Consider the following 26487-nt stretch of genomic DNA (forward strand, 5'->3'; position numbering starts at 1 on the left):
ATTAGTTTTCTTTGGGAGCCTTTGGTTGATGCGCAAATCATTGAGTTGACTGGCGCTTAAATTCGATACAGCTAATTAATCAGAGATTCATTTGAAGTGTTTTTTACATTTGATTATAAAGTCTTTCACCATTCTTCTTGAAATGTTTTCTTGTTCTATGAGGGTTGGCAATAGATGCTGTCTGGTATTTTTTGCGTAATCGATGTCATCAAATCCGTATGCAATGCCATAACGTTTGCTTTCCTCTGATCTCCATCGGTCTTTGCTTAATCCCTCTTCGGGAATAACAATGCTTGTGCATCCACATAACGCAGCATACTCAGAATACATGGTATGCAAATCATACGAAATACACATTTCAACGGAGTTGAAAATATCTGCGATTTCCTTGTGCGGCAAGTCGTCAATTAATATTGAATTAGTGAGGTCATGTACTATTTTTTTGCCACGACCTTTTCTCAGGATGTAACAGGTACCTTTTCTTTCCCCAAAATTACTTTGGTAATAAATGTCGTTGCGTAAGAAAATTATTTGCAATAAATTATCTCCATCTTTATTAAGATTTTTGTCATTGAACGCTTGTTGATAAAAAAAATACAACTCGTTTTCGAGATAATCTACTGTTCCGGTATGAAAGCCTGGTTTGTGTAAAAACCAGCGGACAATTTTTTTTGCAAACAGGGGGTTTCCGCCAATTATTTCTGGGTAAATTATAATAGCGTCTTTTAAATCGGAGTAATTTGCTATTGGCGTAATAAGGTTTCGGGATATCTTATATTCTAGTCTGCCGTATTTTAGGCTATGCCATAATGCGCAAATACTTTTTATCGGCTGTGGATATATCCACTCCGGCTTGTCAAAAGGCCATATTAACGCAGTCTCGCCCTCCAGATTTAGAAAATGGCAAAGTCGGTGTAATGCAATGGAACCTCCTATGTTTTCATTAAATTCAGGTGAGTAAATAATGAATCTATTTTTCATTCTCGTGTATTTTTAACATGAATAACAATTTTTTTAAATATATATAAGCGTCAGTTTTAATTGAGCTGTTGGCGGAAAGATATAGAATGGTAAAAATCAATAGCTTGATTATAAAAAAATGTGTGAGGTTTTCTGTAATTATTCTTGACGAAAATATAGCAAATGCCACAGATATAATTGAAATTAGCATTTGGATTATAATTGGTTTCGCAATGCTCATATAAGGAACTCTTATTTCATTGGATGTAAATAAAATATTTAATAGAAGCATGGATAGAGAGTTTATGATCATGCAGTATAGGTATGCTTGAACTCCCGAAAGGTATAGAGTGGCAATGTTTATGCTTAATATTGCCGCCTTATATATTTCTAGGCGAAGGAATGATCTTGAATTACCACGACAACTCAAGGCACTTACCAAAATAGCGCTAATAGGATAACTATATCCAGTTATGACAAATAATTTAAAGAATTCAATAGACGGTGACCATTTTTCTGAGAGCAGTATAATTATTATTTCATCTGAAATTAAGAATAAGCTTCCGGTGAAAAAAAATGAAAAAAAACTAGTTATTCCGATCATTTTTAGAATGATACCTTGAAACTTTGGCAAATCGTTTTGAATTTTACTTAAAGCTGGAAACAATATTTCTATGAGGCTCCCGGATGAGTATTGAACTAACATGGCATTTAGAGACTTGGCGCGTTCAAAGTAACCTAGTGTCGCCGATGTAACTATCTTTCCAATGGCTAGTATATCTATTCTTTCAAATATTGAAGCAATTATTGCCGATAAAAACATCCTAAAGCCGAAACCCCATAATTGAGTAAGTGCTTTCCACGAAAAGTTCAAAATAGGTGTCCATTTGGCGACCTTCCAAATAATAATATTGTAAAAGAATGCCATTGATAACGCTTGGGCTACTAGGCTCCATACGCCTACGTTATGTAAGGCTAGCGTTATGCCCAGACTGCCACTTAGTAAAGTAGCTAATAAGTTGGATTTTGTTAGTGCTGAAAAGCTTAATTCTTTGCGAAGTCTTATTGTGCTAACGTTACCAAAAGCATTTATAATGAATAATAGGGACATTGCTTTCGTTATTGGAGTTAGCGTTTCATTAGCGTAAAATAACCCAATCAAGTTGGCCGATAAAAATGTTACCGATGTTAGTAATAGACCTATTGTTATATTAAAATAGAAAACAGAAGAATAATGTATTTGTAGTGTTTTTCTTTTCTGAATAAGTGCACTGCTCAGCCCGAAATCGTTAAATATATTTGTTATGCCAATAATTACTATAACTAGTGCTATTAAGCCAAAATCCTTTGGTTCTAATGTGCGTGTGAGGATAATTGATGTAATAAATCCAATTATTTGTCTGATGGTTTTTCCCGAGAAATCCCAAAGAAATGCTTTTATCCCTTTTGATTCTAAATTTTGCAATTCTTTTAAGCTCAAGTTTGGTTGGATATGTTTTTAATTATATATTTATTGGCTGCGTTACGATAGTTACCTGTTCTATTTAGACTAGCACTTTAGAGCAAGTCATCTCATCTTATTCTGATTTTTGTTGCATTTAATGATCACAGTAAAGTTAATTAGAAGTCGGATGTGCTGGTGGTATTGGGTTAATATGACTTTGAATTTAGGTTGTTTGAGCTAGAGTGTTCGGTATTATTGCATCGAATTTCATGGCCTCATCGAAATCTAGATTTGGTGAAAATTCTCCAACGTGATAAGAGCAATTAATTATTTTTGGATACCCTTCGTCACTAAATTGTATGCGATTCTCCTCCCACCACCTCAATACTTGCAATAACATTTTACATTGCTGAATGAAGATACGGTGTCTATTTTCTGCAATGCTTTTTTCTGGATTAAATGGCGTTGCCGATTGAATCAAAGGATAACCTGTGTCTATCCCTTCATTAACAAAATGAATCGTTGCGCCAATAAACTTTGATCCTGATTTTATTGTGTCACCAAAGCCGTCTAGTCCTCGGCATGCTGGTAGAATCGATGGGTGGAGATTAATTAGCCTGTTTCTTGAGGCTGATAGAAATTCACCTTTAAAAAGCTTAGTATAAAAAGATATATATAGGTCAGGTTGATTTGATTTATATTCTTCTAACAAAGAGTTAGAAAAATTACTTGCACTTTTTGATTCAAAAACCTTTGTTGGTATACCAAAATTCTTTGCTATTTCAATAGCCCCACATCTGCGATCTGAGACGACATGTCTGATGCGTTCTCTAAAATAAGTGTTTTCCAAAAGGTTGCTAAGAACCCCTCCATTGGTGGAGGAAATAATAACAATATTTATCATTGCAATATTTTTTTTTCGTTAGATATTAAATGGACAGCATTTAAGTGGTTTTTAGTATCAACTGGTCCAACCTCCATCAGTACATCAATGATGGAAAGAGAGGGAGTAAAGCCTATTGATCTCTGTTTGTAAGTGAAAGGTTTCATCACAATAATTCGTAGGTCAATATCTGCAGCGCGAAAGGCTTTAATATCATATAAATCTTGACCACCTTGCAGGTTAATATAAGTTGTGACGCCTTCGCGCTTGCATATATCTAAGATTCGCTCTTGGCCTGATAATGCACTGTTTTTATGGGATAAACTAGACAATCGAAATTCAGTTTTAATTGATAAAAAAGACGCAAGTGTTTCTAGTTGGTTTCGCAGATAATCTGATAGGCTATCTGTTTTATAGCAAATTATTCTGTCTATTATTGGGAATACTTCCCAATAAAATGGAGACTTTCTATAGGTTATCTCAATAGATTTCAATATTTTATTTCGCCAGTTTGATGATAGCATCTGTATTTCGCAAATATGTTTATTTTGCGACGCCCTATTTAAAGGCACTGTAATATAATTAGGTTTTCCGTTAATTAATAGGCGATTACGATTGATCCATCCTCGAGTAATGTAATTTACATCGTCATAGATAACAAAGCGATCTACTGCATGCATCAGCTGCCAATAGCCAATATAGGGAAAAAAATATGGCTGCATGACGGCCAAGCTTTTCATTCATTTTCCTTGGTGATTACTTCGAGAATAAAATCAATCTGATCGTGGTGCAAATCTGGATAAATTGGTAAACAAATTACTTCAGTTGCAACTTTGCTTGCAATTGGCAAATTTGATTGATTAGCAGAGGATAAGCCTCTATACATTGGAAATTCGCTAATTAGCGGATGGAAGTAGCGGCGAGCATAAACGCCTTTGTTTCTTAGTTTTTGGAACAACTCATCACGGCTAAGCCGATACTCTGAGCTCACTAGAATAGGGAAATAGGCATAGTTGGCTGTTTTTTCTTGGGAATTCGATAAGCAATATATACCTTTTATAAATGCCAATCCTTTTCGGTAACGAGCGTCAAGAGCTTTACGTTTATTTAATGCTTGATCAATACTTTTGAGCTGTAAAAGTCCAAGAGCAGCATTAAACTCACTCATTTTGCCATTAATACCTGGCGCAACTACAGTCACTTCATCTACGAAGCCAAAATTTTTGAGGTGATCGATACGCTGTTTGGTTTTTGCATCTGGACAGACGATAGCTCCGCCTTCAAAAGTATTAAATACTTTGGTGGCATGGAAACTCAGCACAGATAAGTCGCCATGTCTTAGAATGCTACCTCCATTATCTTTTACTCCGAAAGCGTGAGCAGCATCATAGATAACCTTGAGGTTGTAATTGTCGGCAATATTTTGAATAGCATCGACGTCGCAAGGGTGGCCGTAGCAATGTACTGGCATTATCGCTGTTGTTTGCGGAGTGATTGCCGACTCTATTTTTGTAGGATCGAGATTAAGTGTATCGGGAGCAATGTCAACAAATACCGGCTTTATTCCATTCCATAGTAGGGAGTGCGAGGTTGCCACGAACGAATACGGCGTTGTGATAACCTCTCCAGTAATACGTAACGATTGCAATGCGGTAACTAGAGCTATAGTGCCATTAGCGAATAATGAAATATATTTAATGCCTAAATAATCGCAAAGTGCTTGTTCAAATTGTTGATGAAAAGGCCCGCCATTGGTCAGTATTTTACTGTCCCAAATTTGTTGTAAGTATGGAATAAATTCATCAAGGGGTGGTAATGACGGTTGTGTTACATATATTTGATTGTTCACATGTGACCTTTTCAATTGGATCGTAAAAACATGCTTCCAAGTGTAGTCATGTACTAACCATTCTCATAGCCTAAGCAGAGTCTAAATTTAATACGATCAGCGCTTCGTTCTAAACTGCTTTGTTCTAGATTCGTTTTTGAACGGTATAACATCAGTTTTCGGCTGAAAACTCGGTACCAAATGCTGCTTACCATTACCAATCAAATCCGCGCGCCCCATATCTTTCAAGGCCTCCCGCAGCAACGGCCAGTTTTTCGGATCGTGATAGCGCAAAAATGCCTTGTGCAAGCGCCGCTGCTTAATGGTCTTTGGAATCGCTATTTCAGGGCTGTTGCGAGCTACTTTATGCAAGGTGTCTTTGCCGGAGTGATACATGGCAGTGGCGATGGACATAGGTGAGGGCAAAAAGGCTTGGACCTGGTCGGCGCGGAAGCCGTTGCGTTTCAGCCATAGTGCCAAGTTCAGCATATCTTTGTCTTCGGTGCCTGGGTGGGCGGCGATGAAGTAGGGGATTAGATACTGCTCCTTACCCGCTTCCTTCGAATACTTATCAAACATCTGCTTGAAGCGGTCGTAGGTGCCCATGCCGGGTTTCATCATTTTCGACAGCGGGCCTTGCTCGGTGTGTTCCGGGGCAATTTTCAGGTAGCCGCCCACATGGTGGGTCACCAGTTCCTTGACATATTCTGGCGTTTCCACGGCGATGTCGTAGCGCAAGCCCGATGCAATGAAGATTTTTTTAATGCCGGGTAGCTTGCGGGCGCGTCGGTAAAGTTTGACAAGCGGTGTTTGATCGGTATTCAGATTGTGACAAATGCCTGGGTAGACGCAAGACGGTTTGCGGCAGGATGCTTCAATGGCCGGGTCTTTGCAGGCTAGGCGCCACATATTGGCGGTCGGTCCGCCCAGGTCGGAAATATGTCCGGTAAAATTCGGCGAAGTATCGCGGATGGCTTCAATCTCGCGAATGATCGAATCTTCCGAACGGTTTTGGATGATGCGGCCTTCATGTTCGGTAATCGAACAAAAGCTGCAACCGCCGAAGCAACCGCGCATGATCAGCACGGAATGCTGGATCATTTCAAAGGCGGGGATATTCGCTTTGCCGTATTGCGTATGCGGTAGCCGGGAGTAGGGCAGGTCGAAGACGCCATCCATTTCCGGTGTGGTGAGGGGTAATGGTGGGGGATTGATCCACACCTCGCGGTTGCCGTGGCGTTGAATCAAGGCGCGGGCGTTGCCGGGGTTGGTTTCGCCGTGCATCACTCGCGAAGCGTGAGCGTACAGAATCGGATCGTCTTTTACTGCTTCGTAATCCGGCAAGCGGATCACTGTTTGCGTGCGCTGCTTGTTGGCGATGGGTTTGAATTGGATAACCTTTTCATCTGCGGCAAGTTCAGGCTTATCGTCACATGCCGGCATTTCCTGATAGGGATTGACGTGCGAAATCACCGCACCCGGCTTATCGATGTCGGTGGAGTCTTTCTCCATCCAGCCCTGCGGCACCTGCTTCACAAAATGCACGGTGCCGCGGATACCTTTCAGGTCGGCAATGGTTTCGCCTTTTGCCAAGCGTTGGGCAATTTCCACCACTTGCCGTTCGGCGTTGCCGTAGACCAGTAAATCGGCTTTGGAATCCAGCAAGATGGATTTACGCACTTTGTCCGACCAATAATCGTAATGGGCGATACGGCGTAAACTGGCTTCGATACCGCCGATCACGATAGGTACGTTTTTATAGGCTTCGCGGCAGCGGTGGGCATAAACATTCACGGCGCGGTCCGGGCGTTTGCCGGCCGCCCCATCGGCGGTATAAGCGTCGTTGGAGCGGATTTTCTTATCCGAAGTATAGCGATTGACCATCGAATCCATGTTGCCGCCGGTCACCCCAAAAAACAGTTTGGGTTGGCCCAGTCGTCTAAAGTCCTCGGCGCTGTGCCAGTCCGGTTGCGAGATGATGCCGACCCGGAAGCCCTGCGCTTCCAACACTCGGCCAATTACGGCCATACCAAAACTGGGATGATCGACATAGGCATCGCCGGTCACCAAGATGACGTCGCAGGCGTCCCAGCCCAGCGCTTCCATTTCTGCGCGGCTCATCGGTAATTCCGGCGCCGGACCGAAGCGGTGCGCCCAGTATTTTTTGTAGCCGAAGATGTTGGGAGCGTTGTGTATCACGATTTTATAATCCGGTTGAAGACGTTGGGGTTGTGGCGTTTTAAGTCCAGCAGATAGGTGGGGAACTCCAGTTGATACATCTGTTCCAGCCGCTTAGCCTTGTCGATCAATTGTTTGATGCCTGGCTTTGCCATGGCTTCACCGAAGGCAAAGCCGATCACATTACCGCGATTGCGTACCGGCAAAAACAGCATGCGCCTTTCAAACACGCGGCCCAGGTTCCAGGCCACTTGCTGGAACATGTCCTTATCAGTGCCCCATAAATTGATCACCAGCAGACCGTTCTTGGTCAGTAAGGTTCGGCAGTTGTCGAAGAAAGTTTCGCTACTCACTTCCGGGGCCATGCCGTCGTGGTCGTAAGCGTCTATGACGATCAAGTCGTGCTGTTCGCTCTGCACCTGGCTGGCTTGGCGTACATGTTGCGCGCCGCAGCCAATCTTGATTTTCAGGCGCGGATCGAATGGCAGGCCAAAATGGCTGCGTGCGACTTTTAACACACTGCTACGAAATTCCACGACCTTGAGCCGGCAATCGGCAAACTGGCGCAGCATGAATTTGGCGATAGTGCCACCGCCCAAACCTATCATCAGGATTTCGTTAGGAGTGTCGTGGAACAGCAGGCCGGCCATCATTGCCCTGGCATACAACGAATGTAGCCGGTCGGGTTCCATCAGCAGCATGCTGCTTTGCCGGGCATGCGAGCCAAAGTGCAAGGCCCTCACCCCTTCCTTATCAACGATTTCTATGACGCCTTCGTCGTCGTGGCTTTGGTGTACCACCAGGCCTTCATATTTGTACATGCGCTGTAGCGAATGGTAAAGATGACGCTATTTTCCTTGAAAATCCAGCGCTTGTCTTGTGAATAGTGTGCTGATGACGATTTAGTCACCTTGTAAATGTGAAGGGATATTGGCTTAACTCGGGTGATTGATGGATATGAGTGTGAATGGCTTCACATCGCGAATCTCCGGACAGGAGAAGGCAACAACAGATAGTGCGGCGATAAAAGTCACTCCACGCGATAACCTTCCTCCCTCAGTACCCGTTTAACAATCGGCCGCGACAGCATCAAACGATAGTGTTTCAAGCAGTTGTCCGGCAGGGTTACGCCGGTTTTATCCGCCCAAAACTCCACGTAAAACAACGCAGCATCGGCGATGCTGAATGCACCCAAAGCGTAGCCTTCGGCAGGTAGCTGTTCCTTCAATATTGCAAAACCTTTATTAACAATATCCAGTCCTTGCGCTTTAACCGCCTCGTGATCGGCAGGATTAGGCGTGAATTTCTCCGTGGTAAAAATTCTCGCAAAGCCCTGGCCATGAAGCGTACCGACCGCATAGTCCATCAACTCGATAGCTTTTGCGTCGCCATCCGCGTCGCCCGGCAACAGTTTGGCTTTGGGATAACTGCGTGCCAGCCAGTAGGCGATGGCTTGGAATTCGGTCAAGGCGGTACCGTCATTTCGGACCAGGGTGGGAATGGTGGCTTTAGGGTTAAGTGCCAGATAATCGGTTTGATGCTGATCGCCAGCCATTAAATTTACCAGATGAGCTTCAAAAACCAGATCCAGCTCTTCCAGTAAAATATGGATTCCGGTGGTGCAGGAGCCGGGTGTCATGTAGAGTTTCATAAATTATCCTGTCGGAAAAGTTTTGCTTAACGGCAGTCCAGAAAGTAAGCATTAATGTCCAAGGCAAAGTTCCGCCACAGTAAGGCGATATCGCTACGCACCGCGCTCAGGTAAACCTGATCGGGTTTGTGTTCATCGGGGAAATTGGATAAGGCGCAGGAAGTGCGATGTTTATCCACAACGATCAACAGAAATTCGTCGATGAAGCCGTCGAATACCGTCAATACAGATTTGGTAAGATCCGCCAAGCCCTGATTGACCGTGCTGCCGGCGTGATCGAACGGTAAGGTCTGCAATTTAGCCAGGGCGTCTTGATAGGTTTTTTCCAAGACGATCAGTACATTGCGTTGAAAACAGCCGTCCCATTGTTGATGCGATAGGTCATGGGCCAATAATTGATCGTATTGCTTCTTCATATTGGCTTTCTGCTCGATTATAAATCGGCTAAATTCGCCGATGCTTTTAGCGTTAAGCGTTGGATTGTTCATGACAAAGTCCTTTAGGTTAGAGTGATAATGCGGTAAAAACCCGATCACAGGCTTCTAATGCGCCTTCCAAATAGCCCCCAGACCTACTGGCTGTTTCGGTTCCACAGAAATACAGTTTGTCTTGCCAATGGTCCAATTGCAGAGCGCGGTGGCGGTAGACGGGATGTTCGAACACTGGCATACGATCTTTAGACGTCGCGGTAAAAGCTTCCTGGCTCCAGTCCTGAATCACCACACTTAACGGTTTGGCGGCAGCAGGACCGAATAGGCCGACCATTTGCCGAACGATCAGCGCCGGCAGACTCTCTTGATACTGTTCGCGAATCTCGGCTGGCAGGCCAAAGAAACCGAATAGAGCTGCTGTACCATCATTGTCTGAACACGCGTCATAGACTTCAGCCAACACGGCACTGGGATAGGGTGAAATGGCGTTGCCGGAATTACCTTGTTGGCGCCAGAAAGCTTGTTCATAAACCAGCACCGCCTTGGCGTGTCCGGCCATCCAGGTAGGCGTGGCTTGCATCAGTGATAACAAACCAGGCGCTAATGCCGGTTGGAAGGTAATGTTGCTTGCCAGCAATCGCGGTGGCGCGGCCAGCACGACTTGGCGAGCCTGGATGGTAATGACAGCGCCATCGGTGGCGAATGTTAAGTCGACATGACTGCCTTGATCGCTCAGCGTCAGTAAACGGTGCCCAAGGTGCAGAACGCGTTCAGGTATGTGTTGCAATAGGCCGTTGATCAATTGTTGGCAACCGCCGGCAATCCGTCTGGCTTCCGCATGAGTCTGGGTATCGATATACACTGCTGGCGGGGTGTCGGCTTGCACTTGATACAAGCTTTGGCCGCGGTCCCACTGCGGAAATAGCGTTAATCCCAAGCGTTCTGCTAATGCCGTAATGAGCGGTTGATCCGTTGGCCACAGCCAAGTCGGGCCCAGGTCTGCGGTAAAAACCTGGGCAGGAGCGGATGCGGATAAAATTCTGCCGCCGCAGCGTTCGCGCGCTTCAAACACGCCGATGTTGGATTTTTTCGGAAGCAGTTTTTCAGCCAAGGACAAGCCGGACAGGCCGGCACCAATGATTGCCACGTCCAGCATCGGCATCATGCCGTCTGCGTCGTTTGGCATAGTAAGGAGTTGCTCTGCCATAAGGGTAGTTTCTGCGCTTCGGTTGAGGCGCTGGGCATGATCAATTTCTTGCGAAAAATATCCCAAACGCCGTCATAGCGTTGTTGTACCCGGATGCTCCATCCCCAAACGATAGGTAAATGTACGGGCACCCAAATATAAAGATCCGGCCTGCCCGGTCCGGCGTTTTGCATGAAGTACACGGTGTATTTTTCCAAAACGCTCATCGACGCAACGGTATTGCCGGCGATTTCAGATGGAATGGCTTGCGTCACGGCCTGGCTGAACAGCAGTTTTTGTTGCTGGCCTTGCTGTTGAAACCCGCCAAGCGGTATGACCGGCACAGGCCTGTCTTTCTCAGATAGATACAAAACCGGGTCGCCTTCTTCACTTTCGGTATCCAATAAAGTCATCGTTTTGCCGTCGGCGAAGTGTGCTGTTCGAGTAGACTCCAGCAACTGCAAGACGCCCAATTGGCTGCAAAAACCGGCGGTGTCCCATGCCAGTTCAAAATGAGGTGAGATACTTAGGGTTGGCATATCGTCCGCCAAGCTTACGGTCGGCGCGGCCATGCCGGCGTCAAGCAAGGTCAAACGATTCTGCTTGGGTTGTTGCGGGTGAGCTGTGGTAAGGGCTAAGCAGCTTTTGAGCTGCGGGCTTAGTAAATCGCTGTTCCACACGAATGCGTGCATGGGTGTACGTTTCGTATCCACGGGCACTACCGCAGCCCGTTCGATGCTTAACGAGTAATCGCCGAGTAAGCCGTTTTGCAGATCATGCTCCACCTCACCGAGTGGGTTGTCCGCTAATTTTTGGGTGTCGATGCTGTAGCGATGGCCTGCTTGCAGCACTGGATGCTTGGGTTTGGGCGGTGCAGGCATCGGGCGGGGCAGAGGGAAAATGTGTTCCATCGTTGGGCTGCTGATGACGAAAGCCATCAAGCAATCAAGAATGATGCCAATTGAGCAAACCGCCGCATGCGTGTGTAGGTTGTAGATTGATAGGGATTATCGCTTTGAGGCAGCTTAGCAAACGATGTCGTGGATGCGACAAAATCGGCGATCCTGTCACGACAACACCATTAAGTCGGCGTTATCGCCAGCGCTTGCTATCCACGTAGAACACTTCTACAGTTCCCAGGTATGTTCATTATTTTGAGGAAAGTCATGCGAAATTTATTGATAACCATGCTGTTACTACTCCCCATCACCGCTGCCGCTGAAAACGATGCGTTTAAAAATATGGATAAAGCGCAAATGCAGCAAGTGATGCAGAAAATGAAAGCCATGCAAGACTGCGTGAAGCACATTGATAAGACCGACATGCAAGCTTTTCAAGCGCAGGCCAAACAAATGACTGCCGAGGTGGAGCGCTTATGCGCGGCGGGAAAACGCGATGAAGCGATGGCCAGAGCGATGGAGTTTGGTAAGGACGTATCGTCCAATAAAGCTATGCAGCAAATGAAACAATGCGGCGACGGAATAACGGAAGCCCTGCCTTTATTGCCTGATACCACTCAAGGCCAAAATCAGGCCGGTTCGTCTCGGCATGTTTGCGATCACTAAGTTTTAGAGCACCAATTCGGTTGGTTTTTTCGATACGGTCATTTCCAAGAAACCCGCGCCAGCCCTTATATGAGCAGCGCGTTCCTGCCGCCTTGGCGTCGCTTTTAGCTCACTGCCTGGTATCTTAGTGCTCTGGCGTTGAAACGCGAGTTTGTCCTGAGCCTCGGTGAGTTTACAGCTGGCCGCAGTGAGCTGGCTGATCAGGCTAGGCCTGTTCTGACCGCCTGCCGCTGCCGACTGATTGTTCATTTCAGCCAGCATCGCGTAAAATCGCCAGCCATTATCACGCCCCCATTGGAGAGCAAAACATGACATACCGTTTAGTAGTTGCATTGATGATGGTCGCAGGTTTGGCCTGTGCCGAGGAAGCCAAGGAAGAATGGAACGAAACCACTCTGAAAGATGAGACCATCCAGAAAATTCAGCAAGCTCAGTACACCTATAAAAAATGTGTAGTGGATACTATGCAAAAACCCGAGTTTGCCAAGATGGAAAGCCGCAACGCCACCGATGTGATTATTAAATCTTGCGAGCCGACCTTGGCCGAAATGCGCAAAGTTTATACCGACGCCGAAGTGCCGGGCGTGGTGGCTGACCGGCATTTGAAGAAAATGCGTATCCAGGTAACGCGCAATTTGCTGCAGCAATTAATGTACGCGGAAGCCGCGAAGAAAGCCGGCATGCCTGGTAACTGACTCCCACTGTCCGCAATGGCATTGGCGTAAAAATTTAGCGTTATCTGTTGCGGCATGCTTGAAGATTAGACGCTATAGCCCTTGTTTCAATTAACAACCATCACTCGTTTTTCATGAATACTTACACCATCGATTTATCCTTGCGCCCGACCACCTTCGATTTGTGGCACGTGTGTTTGGCCGGTACCGCCGCACTGTCGGCTTTGATTCTGATTGTGGTTTTAGTCTCGGTATTGCTGGGCATGCGCCGCTGCAAATCCGCAGCTCCGGCAGTAGTCGCTCCCACTCCTGCGCCGCAACCGGAAGTCAAAATCGTTGAGAAGATCGTCGAAGTGGAAAAAATCGTCCAGGCCCCGGCGCCTGAGCCCGTGGTATTAAAGGAAGCGACTCCGGATGCCGCCTTGCAACTATTGAGTTTGCTGCAAAAAGAAGCCCGCTTTATCGACTTTATTAAAGAAGACGTAAGTGCTTTTTCCGATGCCGAAATCGGCGCGGCGGCGCGGGTGGTGCATCAAGGTTGCAGCAAAGCGGTCAGCGAGCATTTCACCCTGGCCCCTGTCAGCAAAGATCCCGAAGGCAACCGGGTCACCTTAAATAAAGGCTTCGATGCCGCATCATTTCGTTTGACCGGCAATATCGTCGGCGAGGCGCCGTTTACCGGTACTTTGGTACATAAAGGTTGGCAAGTCACGGATCTGCGTTTGCCGAAATTGACCGAAGGCCATAACGCCAAAATCGTCGCGCCGGCCGAGGTGGAATTATGACCGCGCGTTATTCGGTCGGTATCGATTTAGGTACCACGCATTGCGTATTGTCTTATGTCGATTTGGAAGCCGGCGAGGATGAAGTGGTCCTGGGTGTGTTGGCGATACCGCAGTTGACCGGCCCCGGCACGATAGAAGACAAGGCGCAATTGCCGTCCTTCACCTATTTGGCTCATTCGGCCGAGATTGCCGAGGGCGCGACTGCGTTGCCGTGGACAGCTAAACCGGAATATCTGGTCGGCGAAATCGCCCGTAATCTGGGCAGCAAAACCCCTATCAGATTGGTGTCCAGCGCCAAGAGCTGGTTGTGCCATGCCGGTGTCGATTGCAAACAAGCGATTTTGCCGGTCGAGGCGCCGGAGGATGTGGAGCGGATTTCCCCGTTTGCGGCAACCAAAGCCTATCTGCAACATTTGCGCGATGCCTGGAATCACCGATTCCCGGAGCACAATTTACAAGATCAAGATGTCACCATCACTGTGCCGGCGTCGTTTGACCCGGCAGCGCGCGAATTGACGGTCGAAGCGGCCCGCGCGGTGGGATTAGGGCAGGCCGTGTTGTTGGAAGAGCCGCAAGCTGCCCTGTACAGCTGGATCGAAAACAGCGAAGGCGATTGGCGCAACCATGTGCAAATCGGCGACGTGATTTTGGTCGCCGACATCGGTGGCGGCACCACCGACTTATCCTTGATTGCGGTGACCGAACAAGACGGCAACCTACAATTGACCCGGGTGGCGGTCGGCGACCATATCTTGTTAGGCGGCGATAACATGGATTTGGCCTTGGCCTATACCGTTAAAGCCAAATTGGAACAAGACGGCGGTAAGCGCCTGGAATCCTGGCAACTACAAGCCTTGACCCACGCCTGTCGGGAAGCCAAAGAAAAGCTGTTCAATCAGCCCGAGTTGGGCAGCATGCCTTTAGTCGTAGCGAGTCGCGGCTCATCCCTGATCGGCGGCACCTTGCGCACCGAACTAACCCGCGACGAACTGAACCGCGTGTTGGTCGAAGGCTTTTTACCGTGGGTGCCGGTCGAAGAAAGGCCTGTGGTCAGACCGCGCAGCGGTTTGCGTACCGCGGGTTTGCCTTATGCGCAGGATGCCGGCATTACCCGCCATCTGGCTGCATTTTTGTCGCGGCAAAAAGAAGCGACCGGCGAGCTAGCCGATCATGTCTTGCCCGAACACGCCAGTTTCCTGCATCCCACTGCGGTATTGTTCAACGGCGGGGTGTTAAAAGCCGGCGTGATGGCTGAGCGTTTGATGCAAATATTAAATAGCTGGCTGCAAGCCGAACAAGCCGCGCCGGCCAGACTGTTACAAGGCGCAGACTTGGATTTGGCGGTCGCGCGTGGCGCGGCATATTACGGCTTTGTCCGCAAAGGCAAGGGCGTCAGAATCAAGGGCGGCACGGCGGCGGCTTATTATGTCGGCATTGAGAGCGCCATGCCGGCGGTTCCCGGATTGCCGGCAGAAATCGAAGCCTTGTGCATCGCGCCGTTTGGGATGGAAGAGGGCAGCGAACAGGAATTGCCTAATGACGAATTCGGTTTGATCATCGGAGAACCGGTACGCTTCCGCTTTTTTGGCTCGAAAACCCGCCGCGACGATGCGGTAGGGGTAAGGCTGGAATATTGGCAGGACGACGAATTGGAAGAACTGGACGAAATTGAAATCACCTTACCGGAAGAGGGGCGTCATGCCGGCGACATCGTCCCCGTGCATTTGTCCGTGGCTGTGACTGAAGTGGGGACTTTAGAGTTAAAAGCGGTTTCCAAACGCGATCAACAGCGCTGGAAAATTGAGTTTGATGTCAGGGCTGGCGACGCTTGATATTAACAATAGCTAGTGGCTAAACCAGAGCCGAATTTCCAAGGGCTTAACTGAAACCCGCTTCTTTCTCGGAAAGAAGCGGGTTTTTTATGATGGCTGGCTTGTATCTAAAGCTTTATTGTTGTTGGTAATAAGGCTGTGGATACTGCTGCTGATATTGCTGGTTCTGTTGTGGGTAACCCTGTTGCGGATAAGTTTGCTGTGGATACCCCTGTTGCTGTGGGTAACCTTGGTATTGCTGATTCTGCTGAGGGTAACTTTGCTGTTGCGGGTAACCCTGCTGATACGGTTGGTTTTGCTGCGGATAACCTTGCTGCGGGTAGTTCTGCTGCGGATAACCGCCTTGTTGCTGGTAAGGCTGGGTTTGCTGCTGCGGGTAGCCTTGCGGCGGCTGTTGGTTGGCGCCGGCATTTTGATTGGCGTTGATCGCCAGTTCCACCCGGCGATTGATTGCCCGATTGGCATCGCTACTGTTCGGTACTTTCGGCGAACTTTCGCCCATGCCCTGCTGGGAGATACGCATCCGGTTCACACCGCGTTGCGCCAAGAAGTTGGCCACGCTGGTAGCCCGTGCTTCAGATAAACGTTGATTGTCGGCATCGGAACCCACGTCATCGGTGTGGCCGGTTACGGAAATCGTCGACTCCGGGTAATTGGTCAACACTCTGGCGATGGGGTCCAGCGCGTGCTGGGCTTCCGGCGTCAAGTCGGCCTTGCCGAACGCAAACGTCACATCACTGGTGCTGGGCATGTTCAAGGTCAGCTGGTTTTGCGCGGTGCGCTGGACTTCAATCCCGGTGCCTTGCAGCGACTGCTGCATCTCTTCTTGTTGTTTGTCCATGTAATAACCGACCCCGGCGCCAACCGCGGCACCGGCTAATGCGCCCAGACCGGCGTTTTTCCAGTCGTTTCCGCCGAATAAAGTACCGGCGCCTGCTCCCACTGCCGCGCCGACACCGGCGCCCTTGCCTAGGTTGCTCATGCTGGACTGGCCGGTATAGGGGTTAGTGGTACAGGCTGTTAACAAGCTGGTACCGATGGCGATAGCAAGTAATTTTTTAGTCATTATTTTTCATCCTGGATGCTGTTCATAAATACGTTGAGTCGGGAGGCGTATAAATTCTATGGGTATTATTGCCAATAGAAGCCGGTCCCGGACCGCGTGGCGATTAAAACCTTAAAGGCTTAACTCGCACTTAAAATGGACCGGCAGGCGGGGGAATGGTTTCCTGAATGGCTTATTAACCCTGCCCTATTTGTCCCGGATATGCCGCGGGCTAAGCGCATCGCAGCCCAAACGAGCGCGCCCTTCGACAGACCAAGCGCGAACGGGATTTAAGGGCGGGGGCAATAAATTGATTCAGCGGCCTGTGGCGGTTGTTTTTGGCTAAGTGACTTTAGAGGTTGTTTCGCCCGCCGTTTTTGCAGCCAACGCACGACGCCGGTGATATACAACACCGGGCAAGCCAAACCTGCCAGCAACACCAGAATCCGCCCCGGCCAACCGAATGCATGGCCACTATGCAAAGGCCATTGCCAATCGTAGAAAACGTCGGCGTTGGAGCCTGTGCCGGAATCGTAGACTTGCAGAATTTCGCCGCTGTATTGATCGACGGCAATCTCCCGATAGCCGACAAAACGGCTCAATTCGTCGACATCGCGCTTCATGACCCGGAACACGTCGGTTCTGTCTTTAGGGGCATTCAGCATCCACAGCCGGCCGCCGGGGTAGTTTTTTTGCGCAATTTCTTCCACCCGCGACAAGCTTATCGCCGCTTGTCCCTCGGTCGGATTGGCGCTATCGATTGTTTCCGGAATACCGCTATAGGCATTGGGCCTGGTCATCGTCGAGAACGGCTTGACTAGTACGTCTACTCGCTCCGGCAGCGTCATATAGATCCCGGAAAACAATACCGGCAATAACACGATGCCGGAATAGAATCCGACGGTTTTATGCAGATCGAAGTTAAACCTGACCGGTCCCGCGTTGGCTTTAAACGTCAACGCTTGCCTGAATTTACCGGTCAGCGGCCACCAGACGATCAAGCCGGTCAATACCGAAATAATCGAAAATGCGCCGAGAATCCCGACGATGGTGCCGCCGGTTTTACCGAGCAGCAAACACCAATGCAGTTGCATGATGAAACTAACCAAGGGTCGTCCCCAGTATTGATCTTTCGGATGCCAGAGTTGCAAGCCCTGAACTCGCGCGGTGTAAGGATCGACGAAAATGTAATAGCCGTCGCCCTTGCCGGGCGTGTTTTGTTCCCGGACAAAATATAAAAATTTATAGGCAATGTCGGCTTTTCGCGGGTAGTACACCTTAAAAAAGTAGCTGCCGGGCGGTTTGGCGGTCTCCGCTGCGGCGACGATGTCGTCTAACGACCGCAAGTGTCGTTGTTCCACGGCGGGTAAGGAAACGACGGATAACTCGGGGTTCAATATTTCCTGCATTTCCAGATAAAACACCAGTATGCCGCCGGTCAGACCGACGACCGCCAACAGCAATCCGGCACTCAAACCTAAATAAAGGTGAACAGCCAGCCACCTTTTACGACGGGATTTCAGCTTCGTTAACCGTCTAGCACTGGCATTGGGTGCGGGAGGCTTTGCGCTGCGGGACATTGAATTCTCAAGAGCTGGTTTCATAAAGATTTTTAAAAATGACTTCGGCTAATGAACACAAGGTGGTTTGCTCGCAAAGCACGGGAAGGACTCCCGCTGTTTGCGACTTGCCGGTCAAAATTCAACCTTGACCGAACCCATGAAAGACCGTGGCGTACCCCAGGTAGCGCGGGTTTGGTATGGCATCGCAAAGCCGTCGTGGACGTATTCCTTGTCAAGTAAATTGGTAACGTTGAGCTGTAACGTGACGTTGGTTTTCGCCACCTTCCGCGTGTAGGCCGCCAATAGATCGATGACGCCGTAGCCGGCAAAACTAAAGTCGTGATTGTCGAAAGTAGCTTTCTTATCACTGACCAACTCCAGACCCGCCCCAAGCTTGAGTCCGCGTAGATAATCCTGCTGAAAATCGTATGTCGTCCATAACGTGGAGGTGTGTTTGGGAACGCCGCGAAAGCCGCCGCCAACCCTTATGTTATCTGGGTTGTTTTCTTTAAGGACTTCGGTTTCGGTATACGCATAGGTGGCTATGGTGTTCCACCCCGGCAATATTTCGCCTTTGACATCCACTTCAACGCCCCGGCTTTGGGCTTCGCCAGTCGCTACATTGAAGTTTGGGTTGAGTAAATCGGTGGTCGCAATGTTTTGCTTAGTCAATTGGTAATAGGCGACGGTGCTGGTCAACCTATCCTCAAAAAACGCGGTTTTAAACCCGACCTCCCACTGTTCCGCTGTTTCCGGCGGCAAAAAGGATCTATCGCTAGTCAAATTTCCGTTGGTGACGCCAAAGTTTTCGACGTAGTTACCATATAGACTCAGCCAGTGAATCGGCTGCCAGAGAACGCCCACTTGCGGCGTCACCGCATCGGCCTTCTGGCCGATTGTTCCGGCCAGCACATCGTATTGCTCGACATTTTGATAGCGAAAGCCGCCTAGGACGTGGACGTTATAAGGCAGCTTGATTTGGTCCTGCAGATAAATGCCGTAAAAATCAGTTTTTGTATGAAACGACTGGCTGGCGCGCGTCGTTGGATCAATGGGCGGATTGCCGGTATGAATAGGATTGTAAATGTCGATAGTGCTCGCGGCCGTGCTGCTGTATCCAACCGAATTGGTGTCTTGCAGGTAATAATCACCGCCTATCAACAAGGTGTGTTTTAGAAATCCGGTGTCGAAATGGCCGGTCAAATTGGTGGTCGTGAAATAACTGTCGTTTGTGAAAAAGTCGCTGGTGAGTATGCGTCTGTTCAATGTGCGCTGGTCGGCTTGCAGCGTGCCGGGTAACATCACCAAGCGGTCCCGGTCCAACAGCTGGATATTCAACTGTTCGGTCAATACCCAATCGTCGTTAAACTTATGGGTAAGATTCAAGCCGATCAGCTTGTCTTCGACGTGATTGCGGTTGTCTTCCATTAAATTCCGTTCGCGGGGAATATCCGCCAGGCGCGGATTGATCCAGGAGCCGTCCGCCCTGGTGCCGTCGATAATCAACGGCCGGGCGTGCAGATCGTACACGTTGTTTTCCTTGCGGTACTCCAGCTCCAACAGTGCGGTGGTGGCTGGACTGATATTCCATTGCAGCACCGGCGCGACGAACAGTTTGTCGTAATCCACGTTTTCCCGGAACGAACCGCTTTTTTCGAAGGCAAGATTCATTCGGTACAGCAAATCCTTATTGTCGGTGATCGGTCCCGTAGCATCCAGCGTGGTGCGAAAAAGATCGAACGAACCGAATTGCTGTTGCAAAGCATAATAGGCAGTATCCAGCGGTTTTTTAGTGACGATATTGAGCATACCGCCGGGTTCGACGCGGCCGTATAGCATCGCGGCGGGACCTTTCAGCACTTCCAGACTTTGCACGTTCGCCATGTTCCGGGTGCCTTCCGGGCCGGATGCGTCGATACGAAAGCCGTTGCGAAACAAGTTGTAGTTATAGAAGCCGCGTATGGTCACTTGGTCCGTCAAACCACCCGCCGCCTGACCGGTCGTTACACCGCTAACGTATTTGACGGCCTGATCGATTTTTATAGCTTGATTGTCATCCAACACCGCTTTCGGAATCACCTGCACGTTTAACGGCGTCTCCATAATGGGCGTATCGGTTTTAGTGGCGAAACTGGTGTTGGGAACCGAGTAATCCTTGTTATAGGGATCAGTGGGGTCGTAAGTGCGTTGTCCAGAGACGGTGACCGCCGGTAAACTGTTCACTTCTAGCGGCTTAATCGATACGGCATTATCAGCGGTGAAGGTGTAACTCAAGCTGGCGCCGCCGACCAGAATCGCTACCGCCTGCTTGGCGCTGTATGTGCCTTGCAGCGCGGTACTGGTTTTACCGGCTAGGGTTTGCTCCGCGTAGAACAGATGCAGGCCGGTCTGCTGTTTGAGCGTTTCCAGCGCGCCGGACAAGGCTTGCGCCGGAATGTTCAATTGATAGCTTTGTTCCTGAGCCGCGGCAACCAGTGCGGTGCCGGTCAGCAGGCCGCCGACTAGCGTTCTCGAAAGTGAATACATTTGCCCTCCCGTGGTGTGTGGTGATTTCACTACCCAGTAAGAGCGGTTTTCGAAGGCGGAGGCGCCACTTTTTTTTCGAGGGGTTAAAAATATTGTTCGGTAACGATTTCGCGCGCAGCGCAAATTCACTTATTTCCGTCACCGGCGCCATGCGGGAATGTTGCCATGGCCAGCGCTTGTGCCAAGGAAGCCAAGGGGGTGTGACGAACCGGCTTCCGACCTGAGCCCGCCAAGCGTTTTATGCGTTTTTCGATGTGTTGCTGAACCGGCCCTCTCTCGCTTAGCGTTCGAATTCGATCAGTCGCTCGTTTTTTCGAACCGCCTTGATCGGCAGCGCGGCGCCGATGGCATTGAGGGCAAGGTTTAAGTCGTCGGTGGGAAAGTCGCCGCTGACTTTAAGGTTTTGCAATTGCGGGTCGGCGACGCGGAGTTCGACGTCGTGATAGCGGCTTAGTTGTTCCAGAACTTCGGCCAGCGCGGTCTTTTTAAATACCAGCATGCCTTCCCGCCAAGCGGCGACAGTAGTGGCGTCGAAACGGGTCGGCGCGGACGCCAGGCCCTGCGCATCGTATTTAATTTGCTGGCCCGCCAAAAGATTTTGCGGGTCGGGCCGGCGCTCAGTGGCAACGGCGACTTCGCCTTCCAGGACGCTGACGGTGGCAGCGTTATTCAGCATGCACACGTTGAAGCGGGTGCCGATGTCGTGGATTTTGCCTTGGCCGGCGACGACGTCGAAGGGTTTGGTTTCATCGTGCGCCACGCTGAATAACGCTTCGCCGCGATCCAGCACCGCTTCGCGGCCGCGCCAGCCGTAGTGGACTCGCACCTGGCTGTTGCTGTTGAGTTCTATCGTCGAACCATCGCGGAGCGCGATGTGTTGCCGTTGGCCTTTTAGTGTCGAGTAACAGTCGGTGTTTATCCAGTCCCAGGCTAGCGGCATGCCTATTGCGGCAATTAGTAACGAGGCGGCTATCGACAACCGTAGGCCGCGGCGTGCCCGGCGGCGCACGATTTGCGCGCGGCGTAAACTGTCCCTGGCCGCCATCAGCCGCGGGTCGGGTTGTACGTCGGCGCCGCTAAATTCCCGCCAAATCGCTTCGGCGTTTTGATAGCTCTGGCGATGGCGAGGGCTTAACGCCAGCCAATCCTGAAACGCCCGGCGTTCGCTAGCCGAACAATCGGGCGCACTCAGTCTGACCACCCAATGACTGGCTTGTTCGTGCAACGACGATGGAATTGGCGGGGTAGTTCGGTTCATGGCTTTAGTGTATCGCATCCACAACCGGCTACGCTGGCCGGCGGAGAATTTGGCGGTATTAATGGATGTCCTGGCTGACGGATTTGCTACAGTGGGCCAAGGCCTTGATGCAATAGCGCTCGACGGTGCGCGGCGGGATCGCGAAAGCCTTGGCGATTTCGGGATAGGTCAGACCGTCGACGCGGTGTAACAGAAATACGGTACGAACAATTTCCGGCAGGCTGTCCAGCGCTTGCAGGCATATTCGCAGGCGTTCCCGGCTTTCGGCGACGGCATCGGGTTGCGGCATCGGGCAGGCTACAGCGTCCGTTTCCGATTCTTCGTCGTTGACAAAAGGGACGATTTGCTCGCGTCTGTGTAGGTCGCCGCTCAGGTTGGCGGTAATGCGATACAGGTAGGCGCGGTGGTTGTCGATGGCGTCGGTGTTGCCGTGCTGTAAGAGTCTGAGATAAGCATCCTGAACCAGATCCTCGGCATGTTGGCGGCCGGCCCGTTGTTCGGCGAACACCAGCAGTTCCTTGTTGTGTCTTTGGAATAGAAAGTCCAATAGGCGAATATGGCGATTGGGCATGTCGGCGTGAAGTTCAATGGTGCGCAATGGCAAGCCGAAATCGTGCCCAATTTGCAGCCGATGCGATTATTCAAGGGCTTAAGAAATTTGATGAAGGGTGGGGGACGGCCGATTTAATTGAACTGTGTTATATGCCATTGGCAAGCATCGGGAAATCGCCGACATTTCAAGCCGAAGGGCGTATCCGCCGCCAATGCTCCGGCAGCGGTGACTTAGCAGCGGACTTTACCGGGCCTGAATAACGGCGGCGGCCGATTTTGCGCGCCGTTTTTGCAGCCAACGAATCACGCCCGTTACATACAAAACCGGGCAAGCCAAGCCAGAGAAAAATACCAACATTCTCCCCGGCCAACCGAAAGCGTAACCACTGTGCAAAGGCCATTGCCAATCAAGAAATATATCGCCGCTACTGCCGGTGCTTTTATCGTAAACCTTAACTATTTCACCGCTATATTGGTCTAGGGCAATATCACGATAACCGATAAAGCCGCTTAACTCGGTCACGTCCTTCTTCATGACCTTATAGACGCCTTCAGGGCTTTTCGGCCCATCAAGCATCCATAAGTGGCCGGAGGGGTAGCGCTCTTGCACAATGGTTTCCACTGTCGACAAACTTAAGGCCTGTTGTCCGGCTTGCGGCGGTTTGCTGCGAATTTCCGCCGGGATAGTGTTGAAAGCGGTCGGACGGTTGACCGGCGAAAACAAATTGACCAGTACGTTGACCTGCTGCGGCAGATTAAAATAAACGCCGGAAAATAATACCGGCAGCAGCACGATAGCCGAATAGAAGCCGAATGTTTTATGCAGGTCGAAATTAAATCTCACCACACTGGCATTGCGTTTGACGGTCAAAGCTTGTTTGAATTTTCCGGTCAACGGCCACCAGAGTATCAATCCCGTCAATACGGAAACGATGGAAATCGCGGCCAAAATACCGTTAATGTCGGCACCGGTTCTGCCTTGCAGCAAGCACCAGTGCAATTGCATGATGAAGCCGACGATAGGCCGCCCCCAATATCGATCCTTAAGATAATACAGTTGCGTGCCGTTGACCTTTGCCGTGTAAGGGTCGACAAAAATGTAATAGCCGTCGCCGTTTTTCGCTTGTTTGTCATCCCTGATAAAGTACAAAAACTTGTAGGCGATATCGGGCCTGCGCGGGTAATAGAGCTTGAAAAAACGGCTGCCCAGCGGCTTGACGGATTCCGCCGCGGCAACCATCTCATCCAAGGAACGCAACTTTTTTCGATCCTCAACCGGCGTGGAAACTAAAGCAAGCTCCGGGTTTAAAATCTCCTGCAATTCCACAAAGAAAACAGCAAAGCTGCCGGTCAAGCCAACTACAGTCAATACCGCACCGGCAATTAGGCCGAGATATAAATGCACATTCAGCCACAGTTTGCGGCGGGCTTTGAGTTTGGTCAGACGGGTGTCGGCTTTCGCTATGGTTATCGAGCTAAGCATTGAAAATCCTCACAAGGTTGTTGTGTGATTTGCTTCTTTAAGGCGGCTACTGACAAGTCAGAGCTCTTATTTCGGAGCATTAATATTCCACCCGAATCGATCCCATGAAGGTGCGCGGAGCGCCGTAAAATATTTGGTTGCCGGTATTGGACGCCGCGAAATACTGTTTGTCCAAAAGATTATCAGCGTTAACTTGGGCAGTTAATTTCGCCGAATTGATCGCCATGGAATAGCTCGCCATCAGATTTAACGTGGCATAGCCGGGCAGTTGGTAAGTATTGGCGGTATCGCCCTGTCTCTGACCGACCGCCGTGACACCGGCACCTAATTTGAGCCCCTGTAAACCGCTGCTCTGAAATTCATAGGTATTCCACAAGCTGCCGAAATGACGCGGGTCGAGCACCAGCCGCTTACCGGTATTGCCAATTCCTCCGCTTGCGTCGACATCTTTGGTGATCTTCGCGAAAGGCAGATACGAATAAGCGCCGATGATTCGCCAACCCGGCAAAATTTCGCCCGATAGGTCGAATTCCAGGCCGCGGCTTTCGGCTTCGCCCGCCGCTTTGGGAACCAGGGGATTTAAAGGGTCGAAAACGGGCAAGTTTTGTTTGGTCAAGTCGAAATACGCCAAGGTCGCCGATAAACGTCCGTCCCAAAATTCGGTTTTTACCCCGGTTTCCCATTGCTGCGCCGTTTGTGGGGGAAGAATCTGGCCGTCAGTCCTGAACTCGCTATTCGATGGGCCGAAGTTCTCCGTATAGCTCCCGTAAAGCGACAACCAGTTCAGCGGGCGCCAGAGTATTCCGCCGCGCGGACTGACTCGGTCGTCGTCAGAAACGGTGCGACCCAGCAGATTGTTATCAACCGTTGCGCTGTCGTAGCGAAGTCCTCCCAAAAGGTGGACGTTGAACGGCAGTTCGATCTGATCCTGAAGAAAAAGGCCGTACCAAGCGGTGGTTTTGTCGCCGAAAGTAGGTGCGGGCAGCGACGGCAGCGGACTATGGACAGGATTGTAGATATTGATGGCTGGAGCGGCGACGCCAATTTGAGTAATCAGATCATCGGCGCGAAAATAATCGCCGCCGAGAAGTAAGGTATGTTTGAGTCCGAATGTCTCGAACTTTCCGGTGAGGTCTAGGTTGTTGAAATAGCGCTGTGACGGGAAGTTGTCGACAAAAAAACGGCGGTTGATCGTGCCGTTCGCGGCGACATTGCCGAGAAAGAACAATCCGGTCTGCTGACTTTCGAGATTTTCGTAGCTGAAGCGATGCCGCAAGGTCCAATTGTCATTGAACTCATGCGACCAGTTCATGCTGGCCAGCATGAACTCATTGCTGCGTTTTGTATAAGGTTCCGATAAATTACGCTCGCGTGGTAATGGTGCCGGACGGTTGCCTATATTGGGAATGCCTGGTTCCAGAGAAAAATCGTCCTTTAAATATTCAAATTCGAAAGTGACTTGCGTGCGGGGATCGATATTCCAGCGCAGCACGGGTGCCACAAACACTCGCTCGTCCCCAACGAACTCCCGAAACGATTTCGAATCCTGATAAGCAAGGTTGAATCTATAGAGCAAAGTGTCATCTTTGGTGATGGGGCCGGTGGCATCGAGCGTGGTACGATAAAAATCGAACGAGCCGAATTGCTGCTGTAGTGAGTAATAAGGATTCGCCAACGGTTTTTTGGTCACGACGTTCATGATGCCGCCCGGCTCCGCTCGTCCGTAAAGAATCGATCCCGGACCTTTCAACACCTCGACGCTTTCCAGATTCGCCGTTTCTCGGCGATTGTTGCCGATTCTCTGAGTAAGCATCGGAGATAAAACACCGTTTCGATAGATCGTGTTATTTCTAAAACCGCGAATGATAAATTCGTCGCTACGGCCTTGCTCGCCTCCCGGCATTACGCCGCTGACGTTCTTCAGCGCGTCTTTCAAACGAACGGCCTGTTGATCCTCTAAAACCTGCTTCGGCACGATTTGCACCGAAAACGGCGTTTCCATGATCGGCGTGTCGGTTTTGGTGGCCGTGCTGGCGCGAGTACGGTTGTAATCGGGGTTGTAAGGATCGGTCGAATCGTAAACCGCCTTTCCAGTCACCGTCACCGCTGGCATAGTCGTTGCTGATTGCGGTTCACTAACGGCCACCTTTTCCAGCGTTGCTTTGTTCTCGCCGGTCATGCGGTAGTTGAGGCCGGTGCCTTGCAGCAAGATGTGTAGGGCTTGCTGCGGGGTGTAGTTGCCGTTGAGGTTGCTGGATAGGCAGTTTTTGGCTAGCTCAGCGGGATAGCCTACTTGCCAGTCGCTGCTACTGATAAAGGCGTTAATGGCATCAGCCAACGGTTGGGCCGGGATGTTAAAGCGTTGACTGCCTGGTTGGCTGGTGACGGTCTCGGCGGCTTGCGCGGGGATGCTTATCAGGCCGGGCAAACTCAGGGCTATGGCGATGCTGAGTTTGCGTAATGCACAAGGCGGGGACAGGTGTGGGGGCTTCATATGTACTCCTTGTCTGGGTTGTTGTCGGTTAGCGCGTTGCAACGCACATGGCTACCGAGACGTTTCAGAAATTGAAGTACACACTTGAGGGGAAAAGTTTTTACGAGTTGCGGTTGCGCACGCTGATTATTGCCGTATCGTTTTGGCAGT

At 49.8% G+C, this 26487-nt stretch carries 24 protein-coding genes; 5 read left to right on the forward strand and 19 right to left on the reverse strand.

All coding sequences use genetic code 11. The features are described from left to right. Positions 1–87 precede the first annotated feature (87 nt). The 11 genes from ACH5Y9_RS06435 to ACH5Y9_RS06485 all read right to left on the reverse strand — a co-directional run bounded on the left by ACH5Y9_RS06435 (position 88) and on the right by ACH5Y9_RS06485 (position 11472). Positions 88–981, reverse strand: coding sequence for a hypothetical protein (locus ACH5Y9_RS06435; protein ID WP_026604458.1), 894 nt, complete (start codon positions 979–981; stop codon positions 88–90). Then, the gene (locus tag ACH5Y9_RS06440) at positions 971–2440 is read right to left on the reverse strand and encodes a lipopolysaccharide biosynthesis protein (RefSeq protein WP_445368975.1); all 1470 of its coding nucleotides are present in this window, start codon (positions 2438–2440) and stop codon (positions 971–973) included. Before ACH5Y9_RS06440 ends, ACH5Y9_RS06435 begins: the two co-directional genes overlap by 11 nt. A gap of 187 nt (positions 2441–2627) precedes the next feature. Beyond that, complete coding sequence (locus tag ACH5Y9_RS06445; RefSeq protein WP_445368976.1) at positions 2628–3308, reverse strand: formyltransferase family protein; 681 nt, start codon at positions 3306–3308, stop codon at positions 2628–2630. Beyond that, positions 3305–4027 (reverse strand): WbqC family protein, encoded by a 723-nt coding sequence (locus ACH5Y9_RS06450; protein ID WP_445368977.1) that lies wholly within the window; start codon positions 4025–4027, stop codon positions 3305–3307. Before ACH5Y9_RS06450 ends, ACH5Y9_RS06445 begins: the two co-directional genes overlap by 4 nt. Then, complete coding sequence (locus ACH5Y9_RS06455; protein ID WP_445368978.1) at positions 4024–5136, reverse strand: DegT/DnrJ/EryC1/StrS family aminotransferase; 1113 nt, start codon at positions 5134–5136, stop codon at positions 4024–4026. Before ACH5Y9_RS06455 ends, ACH5Y9_RS06450 begins: the two co-directional genes overlap by 4 nt. Positions 5137–5232: 96 nt before the next feature. Further along, positions 5233–7314: a YgiQ family radical SAM protein gene (locus tag ACH5Y9_RS06460; protein ID WP_445368979.1), complete on the reverse strand. Its 2082-nt coding sequence runs from the start codon at positions 7312–7314 to the stop codon at positions 5233–5235. Beyond that, the gene (locus tag ACH5Y9_RS06465; RefSeq protein WP_445368980.1) at positions 7311–8114 is read right to left on the reverse strand and encodes a spermine/spermidine synthase domain-containing protein; all 804 of its coding nucleotides are present in this window, start codon (positions 8112–8114) and stop codon (positions 7311–7313) included. The genes ACH5Y9_RS06460 and ACH5Y9_RS06465 overlap by 4 nt, the downstream gene beginning before the upstream one ends. Positions 8115–8323: 209 nt before the next feature. Further along, positions 8324–8944 (reverse strand): glutathione S-transferase family protein, encoded by a 621-nt coding sequence (locus ACH5Y9_RS06470; protein WP_445368981.1) that lies wholly within the window; start codon positions 8942–8944, stop codon positions 8324–8326. Positions 8945–8970: 26 nt separating this feature from the next. Next, positions 8971–9432 (reverse strand): amine oxidase, encoded by a 462-nt coding sequence (locus ACH5Y9_RS06475; RefSeq protein ID WP_445368982.1) that lies wholly within the window; start codon positions 9430–9432, stop codon positions 8971–8973. 16 nt (positions 9433–9448) lie between these two features. Continuing rightward, positions 9449–10561, reverse strand: coding sequence for a flavin monoamine oxidase family protein (locus tag ACH5Y9_RS06480; protein WP_445368983.1), 1113 nt, complete (start codon positions 10559–10561; stop codon positions 9449–9451). Next, positions 10537–11472: a hypothetical protein gene (locus ACH5Y9_RS06485; protein WP_445368984.1), complete on the reverse strand. Its 936-nt coding sequence runs from the start codon at positions 11470–11472 to the stop codon at positions 10537–10539. The genes ACH5Y9_RS06480 and ACH5Y9_RS06485 overlap by 25 nt, the downstream gene beginning before the upstream one ends. A gap of 255 nt (positions 11473–11727) precedes the next feature. Between ACH5Y9_RS06485 and ACH5Y9_RS06490 the strand changes: the two genes are divergently transcribed. Beyond that, positions 11728–12126, forward strand: a complete 399-nt coding sequence (locus tag ACH5Y9_RS06490) for a hypothetical protein (RefSeq protein WP_445368985.1) — start codon at positions 11728–11730, stop codon at positions 12124–12126. A gap of 3 nt (positions 12127–12129) precedes the next feature. Here ACH5Y9_RS06490 and ACH5Y9_RS06495 read toward each other — a convergent pair whose 3' ends face one another. Further along, positions 12130–12459: a hypothetical protein gene (locus tag ACH5Y9_RS06495; RefSeq protein ID WP_445368986.1), complete on the reverse strand. Its 330-nt coding sequence runs from the start codon at positions 12457–12459 to the stop codon at positions 12130–12132. On the opposite strand from ACH5Y9_RS06495, the gene ACH5Y9_RS06500 reads away from it, so the two are divergent. The 3 genes from ACH5Y9_RS06500 to ACH5Y9_RS06510 all read left to right on the forward strand — a co-directional run bounded on the left by ACH5Y9_RS06500 (position 12435) and on the right by ACH5Y9_RS06510 (position 15417). Further along, positions 12435–12821 (forward strand): hypothetical protein, encoded by a 387-nt coding sequence (locus ACH5Y9_RS06500; RefSeq protein WP_033156500.1) that lies wholly within the window; start codon positions 12435–12437, stop codon positions 12819–12821. The genes ACH5Y9_RS06495 and ACH5Y9_RS06500 overlap by 25 nt on opposite strands. A 113-nt stretch (positions 12822–12934) precedes the next feature. Continuing rightward, positions 12935–13585: a DUF2760 domain-containing protein gene (locus ACH5Y9_RS06505; protein ID WP_445368987.1), complete on the forward strand. Its 651-nt coding sequence runs from the start codon at positions 12935–12937 to the stop codon at positions 13583–13585. Continuing rightward, positions 13582–15417, forward strand: coding sequence for an Hsp70 family protein (locus ACH5Y9_RS06510; RefSeq protein WP_445368988.1), 1836 nt, complete (start codon positions 13582–13584; stop codon positions 15415–15417). The genes ACH5Y9_RS06505 and ACH5Y9_RS06510 overlap by 4 nt, the downstream gene beginning before the upstream one ends. Before the next feature lie 115 nt (positions 15418–15532). Here the strand turns inward: ACH5Y9_RS06510 and ACH5Y9_RS06515 are convergent, their stop codons facing one another. The 5 genes from ACH5Y9_RS06515 to ACH5Y9_RS06535 form a co-directional block, all read right to left on the reverse strand. Then, on the reverse strand, positions 15533–16483 hold the full coding sequence (locus ACH5Y9_RS06515; RefSeq protein ID WP_445368989.1) for an OmpA family protein: 951 nt from the start codon (positions 16481–16483) through the stop codon (positions 15533–15535). Between the two features lie 269 nt (positions 16484–16752). Continuing rightward, on the reverse strand, positions 16753–18042 hold the full coding sequence (locus tag ACH5Y9_RS06520) for a PepSY-associated TM helix domain-containing protein (RefSeq protein ID WP_445368990.1): 1290 nt from the start codon (positions 18040–18042) through the stop codon (positions 16753–16755). A gap of 114 nt (positions 18043–18156) precedes the next feature. After that, positions 18157–20550, reverse strand: a complete 2394-nt coding sequence (locus ACH5Y9_RS06525) for a TonB-dependent siderophore receptor (RefSeq protein WP_445368991.1) — start codon at positions 20548–20550, stop codon at positions 18157–18159. 280 nt (positions 20551–20830) lie between these two features. Next, positions 20831–21826, reverse strand: a complete 996-nt coding sequence (locus tag ACH5Y9_RS06530) for a FecR family protein (RefSeq protein WP_445368992.1) — start codon at positions 21824–21826, stop codon at positions 20831–20833. Positions 21827–21866: 40 nt separating this feature from the next. Further along, positions 21867–22412, reverse strand: a complete 546-nt coding sequence (locus tag ACH5Y9_RS06535) for an RNA polymerase sigma factor (RefSeq protein WP_445368993.1) — start codon at positions 22410–22412, stop codon at positions 21867–21869. Between ACH5Y9_RS06535 and ACH5Y9_RS06540 the strand changes: the two genes are divergently transcribed. After that, entirely contained in the window at positions 22406–22621 is a 216-nt protein-coding gene (locus tag ACH5Y9_RS06540) for a hypothetical protein (protein WP_445368994.1), read from the forward strand. The two genes, ACH5Y9_RS06535 and ACH5Y9_RS06540, sit on opposite strands and share 7 nt — an antisense overlap. Here the strand turns inward: ACH5Y9_RS06540 and ACH5Y9_RS06545 are convergent. Beyond that, positions 22605–23843: a PepSY-associated TM helix domain-containing protein gene (locus tag ACH5Y9_RS06545; RefSeq protein WP_445368995.1), complete on the reverse strand. Its 1239-nt coding sequence runs from the start codon at positions 23841–23843 to the stop codon at positions 22605–22607. The genes ACH5Y9_RS06540 and ACH5Y9_RS06545 overlap by 17 nt on opposite strands. 79 nt (positions 23844–23922) lie before the next feature. Further along, positions 23923–26337 carry a TonB-dependent siderophore receptor gene (locus tag ACH5Y9_RS06550; protein WP_445368996.1) on the reverse strand — a complete coding sequence of 805 codons (2415 nt, stop codon included), beginning with the start codon at positions 26335–26337 and terminating at the stop codon, positions 23923–23925. Positions 26338–26487 lie beyond the last annotated feature (150 nt).

The organism is Methylomonas sp. BW4-1 (assembly GCF_052474385.1).